This window comes from Rhodococcus sp. (in: high G+C Gram-positive bacteria) (genome assembly GCF_049286785.1).
Lineage (GTDB): Bacteria > Actinomycetota > Actinomycetes > Mycobacteriales > Mycobacteriaceae > Rhodococcus_F.
Genome location: NZ_JBAQEO010000928.1, coordinates 1 through 4,441, shown reverse-complemented (window position 1 = coordinate 4,441; position 4,441 = coordinate 1). Strand labels below are relative to the sequence as shown.

Below are 4,441 nucleotides of genomic sequence, written 5' to 3'. Positions count from 1 at the left end.
ATACTGGTCCGGGTCGCTGTCCTGGGGACTGTTGACACTGGATAACTTTCGCGAACTGTTCTCCACCGATGCGATCGTCGAGTCGGTTCTCACCAGTGTCCTTGCATCGTTGGGCGCGGTGGTGATCTGCATACCGATCGGATACTTGATGGCCAACCTGCTCGTGCGAGGACGGCGATTCAAGATCCTGGCGCTCGTCGCCGATCTCATGACTGCGCTGCCACTGGGCATCCCCGCTGTCATCTTCGGCGTCGGGTTCTTGCTGACGTATACGGAACCTCCAGTCATCCTGTATGGCACAAGAACAGTGATCATTTTGGTGTACATCGTTTTGATGTTGCCGTTCGCCACCAGAATGCAGATGACTGCGATGCTGTCCCTCGGAAACACATACAACGAAGCATCAGCAACCAGTGGCGCCTCACCCTTTGTGACAAGTATGCGAATCATGTTTCCGCTCATGCGTCCGACGATCCTCAGCGCAGTTGCGCTGATGTTCATCCTCTTGACCCACGAGTTCGCAGCATCGCTGTTGGTGCGCGCATCGACCACCCAGGTCATGGGAACTCTGCTCTTCGACATGTGGCAAAACGGATCGTATCCACTAGTGGCTGCAATGGCGCTTTTGATGACCGCAGTCACCACCATCGGTGTCGCGATTGCCATGCTCGTCGGTGGTCGTAATGTCCTGAGCAAACTATGACCGAAAGGAATGTTGCGGGGACAACGTCATCGGGCAGAATGCACTCGCAGGCCAAGGGTAGTGCTGGTCACTCGCGCAACCGCTCCTTTTCGATCGGCAGGCGATCAACGGAGGTGCCTCGCGTCCTGATGGCTACGGCAGGTTCACCGCCAAGAAGGTCGGCGTCATCGGAGCAGGGATGATGAGCGCGGCAATCGCATACGCATCGGCTGAGATGCAGTTTTGGCTAAGGTGATCGACTACACGCTCCAGATCGGCACGACTCCCATCGTGGTCAACGACAGTCGCCGTTTCTCCACGTCACGCGTAATCGGCACTCTTCTCGACGAGGCTATGGTGGCGGTCGGTGAAGGTGTGAATCCTACTTTCATCGAGCAGGCCGGATCACAAACAGGCTATTCCGCGCCACCGCTGCAGTTGATGGACGAACCGACGCTGACGCTCCCGCGGAAGATTCGAGAAGAAAGCGGGAAAGCACTTGTAAGAGAACGCAAAATGTTCCCGGTCGTGGATTCGAGGTTGTGATGGACAGGATGGTTGGTGAACTGTCACGGTCTGGCCGCTCAGGTGGAGGGGAATGTACTCCTGCGACGAAAACTGTAAACGGGTCGGCATCTGGCCCGGATTGCGCGAGGCATTCAGTTCGAGAACCAAAGAGATTCCGTTTGAGGACATGAAGGAGCGGATGCTCTTCGCCGAATCCCTCGAGACTGTCAGGTGCTTCGACGAAGGGGTTCTGGAGAAGGTCGCAGACGCCGATATCGGCTCGGTCTTCGGAATTGGATGTCCGGCAGCGGATTTCCGGCATGCTGGACCGGTGAAGGCTGATCTCCGTCGATCGCCAGGGTCTCGAGTCCACTTGCCGTTCCGGCAGTGTCAAATTCCAAAAGCGTTTCAGTTTAGTGGTATTGGGGGCAATTTCTGAGGATGGGGGTTCACCGCTGTGGTCGACCCTGGTGAGGTGTCTGCGTAGATGTAGCTGGCCTCTCGGCTGTCTTTGCCCTACCGGTTGAGCTAAACTGAATTCAGTACATGAAAGTTGACCCGTTGGCATGTTGCTGCCGAATTTTGGGATCTTGGGTCAGGTTTCGACTGCCAAGCTGCTGCGAGCTGGAAGAGAGAGCACTCATGGGCATCGAATTTCCCCACCTATTTTCGCCTTTTGAGATTGGGGGGGTCACCCTCAAGAATCGCTTGGTGGCGTTGCCTGCTGGAACGAGCATGGCTGAGCGTGGCATTCCTACCCATGGGGATACTGAGCACTTCGAGCGGCTTGCCGCGGGTGGGGTGGGGCTGATCATCAGTGGTGCCACCGTTGTGCATCGAACGACGACACTGCGTTCGCGAAAGCTCGCCGAGGCGTACCTTGACGAGTTCGTACCGGCGACGGCCGCGAAATCGGCGGTAATACATCGTCACGGCGCCCGCTTCGTGGGTCAACTGTGCCACCTTGGACGAGAGTTCATAGGCGGAGAATCGGATGCGCCACCTTCCGCACCGTCTCCGATAAAGACGGTGCGAGATGCTTATCCGCCCCACGAGCTGTCCGTTGCGGAGATTGAGGATATCGTTGAGGGGTGGCGTGTCTCGACGGAGAATCTGGTCAAGGCAGGCGCAGACGGTGTGGAACTCCATGCGGCCCATGGCTATCTTCCGGCTCAGTTCCTTTCTCCGTTGTCCAACCGCCGCACCGATAGTTTCGGCGGTTCTTTCGAGAATCGAATGCGATTCCCGCGCTTGGTTATCGAGGCAATGCAGTCAGTGATGCCCCCCGGTTTCGTCCTCGGGGTGCGGCTCAGCGGAGAAGAGGAGATTCCCGGGGGGATGGGAATCGAGGACTGCGTACGCGTCGCGGAGAATTTGACCGATTTGGGGATCGACTACTTCAGCATCACTCACGGTACGCGCGGCAAGTATGTGAAGGACTCGACCAACGAGGACGCGGTTGCGATCCCGTCCGCCTCGAAAGTCCGCGCTGCGACAGGAGTGCCCACCCTTGTCGGCCAACGCATTCGTGATGCGGCCACCGCTGACCATGCCATCAAATCCGGCCATGCCGACATGGTCGGAATGGCGCGGGCGCTGATCGCAGATCCCGATTTACCGATCAAGTCGGAGACCGGTCGGCTGGACGAGATCCGCGGCTGCCTCGGTATCAATCAAGACTGTCGGGCATTTGATCCTCATCTGCACTGCGCGGTGAACGCTGAGGTCGGACGCGGTCGACATCCGGGTGTGGGTGCCGTCGCGTCGCGTGCCAAGGAGGTGTTTGTCATCGGAGGTGGTCCCGCCGGCCTGGAGGCTGCGCGAGTCGCCGCCGGCCGTGGACACCACGTAACGCTGTTCGAGAAGGACACGATTCTGGGAGGTGCTGTGCGCGTGGCTGCGGCCGCTCCTCACCGGGCTACTTTGATCGACATAGTCGACTACCTGCAACGGGAGCTCAGACGATTGAAAGTCGACGTCAACCTTTCTGCTGGGATCGACGTCGATGACCTCGCGGACATTCACGCGGCAGCTGACCACGTCATCCTGGCCACGGGCTCTCGGCCGGCGGATTTGCCGATCGGATTACGGGAACGGCCCGCAGCGACGGTTGACGACGTCTTGCTGGGCCGGATGCCGGAGGTCGAGAGTCGTCGTGCTGTGGTGTACGACGAGGGTGACGGGTTCTGGCCGGCGTACAGCGCGGCGGAGGCGCTCGCACAGCAGGGCTGGCGCGTTACGTTTGCCACAGCTCTCACCGCTCTGGCCTCCAGGGTTCCGGCCGAGAGCGCGGGTCCACTTCTTGGTCGCCTCGGCGACGCTGGGGTGGAGTTCAAGGTGGGTCAGTCGTTGGTGATTCCCGACGATTGTTCGGCGCCGTTGGTTCTGCGCCCTGTGTTCGGGAGCGGTGACGTCACGATTGATGACGCAATGGCAGTCTGGCACCAACCGCGCGTTCCGATGTCGTCCCTGGGGTTGGAACCAGGCAAAACAGTCAGCATCATCGGCGACTGCGTAGCTCCCCGTCGATTGAGTCATGCCATCGCGGAGGGGTACCGTACCGCCGCGGAACTGTAAGAGTTTTCCTTGCAGATCCATGACGTAGATGCTCCGCCCTTACTGCGAGGCGAGCGTGATCACTGCAGACGTCATTGCCAAGACGGAGGCTGTCGACGAGTCCGGCCAGTGCAGCGTTGTCATCAACACCGCACCGGTTGCCGCATTCGAGGGCCAGATCGGCTAGATCGCCTACTCGGCGTCGAAGGGTGGAGTACATGGTATGACGGTTCCCGCTGCCCGTGACCTCGCGCCGGTCGGCATCCGTGTCAACACGATCGCTCCCGGCATCGTCGACACCCCGATGCTCGTGGGCGTCACTGCCGAGTACCGCGCCGGCCTCGAAGCCGGCGTTCCGTTCCCGTCGCGTCTCGCCCGGCCCGCCGAGTACGCGCAGCTCGCGCAGATGTTCGTCGAGCACGATTGCGTCAACGGTGAGACTATCCGTATGGACGGCGCTCTCCGCATGACACCACGCTGGTCACGCAACGCGGTAGTATACGACGCAGGCGGTGCCGCTGGTAGGGAAACTCACAGTGGCCCAGTTGTTTTCCAGATACTTCGCAATTTTGGACGCCGTGGCTCGCATTTGCGATGGTAGATCTTCTCGGTCGACATCACGATCGCCAGCCTCAAATGTTCCCGAGTCGACCATCACCACAGTCAGGTCCGGCGTTGTTGACCACTTCTTCGTGT

At 59.6% G+C, this 4,441-nt stretch carries 2 protein-coding genes and 2 pseudogenes; all 4 read left to right on the top strand.

What is annotated here, in order from left to right:
- Nucleotides 1-703 (top strand): ABC transporter permease (locus WAW17_RS33755; protein ID WP_422337177.1); only part of this gene is annotated, 703 nt, incomplete at its 5' end.
- Nucleotides 704-916: 213 nt separating this feature from the next.
- Nucleotides 917-1,496: pseudogene (locus tag WAW17_RS33750) on the top strand (3-hydroxyacyl-CoA dehydrogenase family protein); the annotation flags it as partial.
- 335 nt (nt 1,497-1,831) lie between these two features.
- Nucleotides 1,832-3,766, top strand: coding sequence for an FAD-dependent oxidoreductase (locus WAW17_RS33745; RefSeq protein ID WP_422337176.1), 1,935 nt, complete (start codon nt 1,832-1,834; stop codon nt 3,764-3,766).
- Between the two features lie 58 nt (nt 3,767-3,824).
- Nucleotides 3,825-4,223 (top strand): annotated as a pseudogene (locus WAW17_RS33740) (SDR family NAD(P)-dependent oxidoreductase); the annotation flags it as partial.
- Between the last annotated feature and the right edge of the window lie 218 nt (nt 4,224-4,441).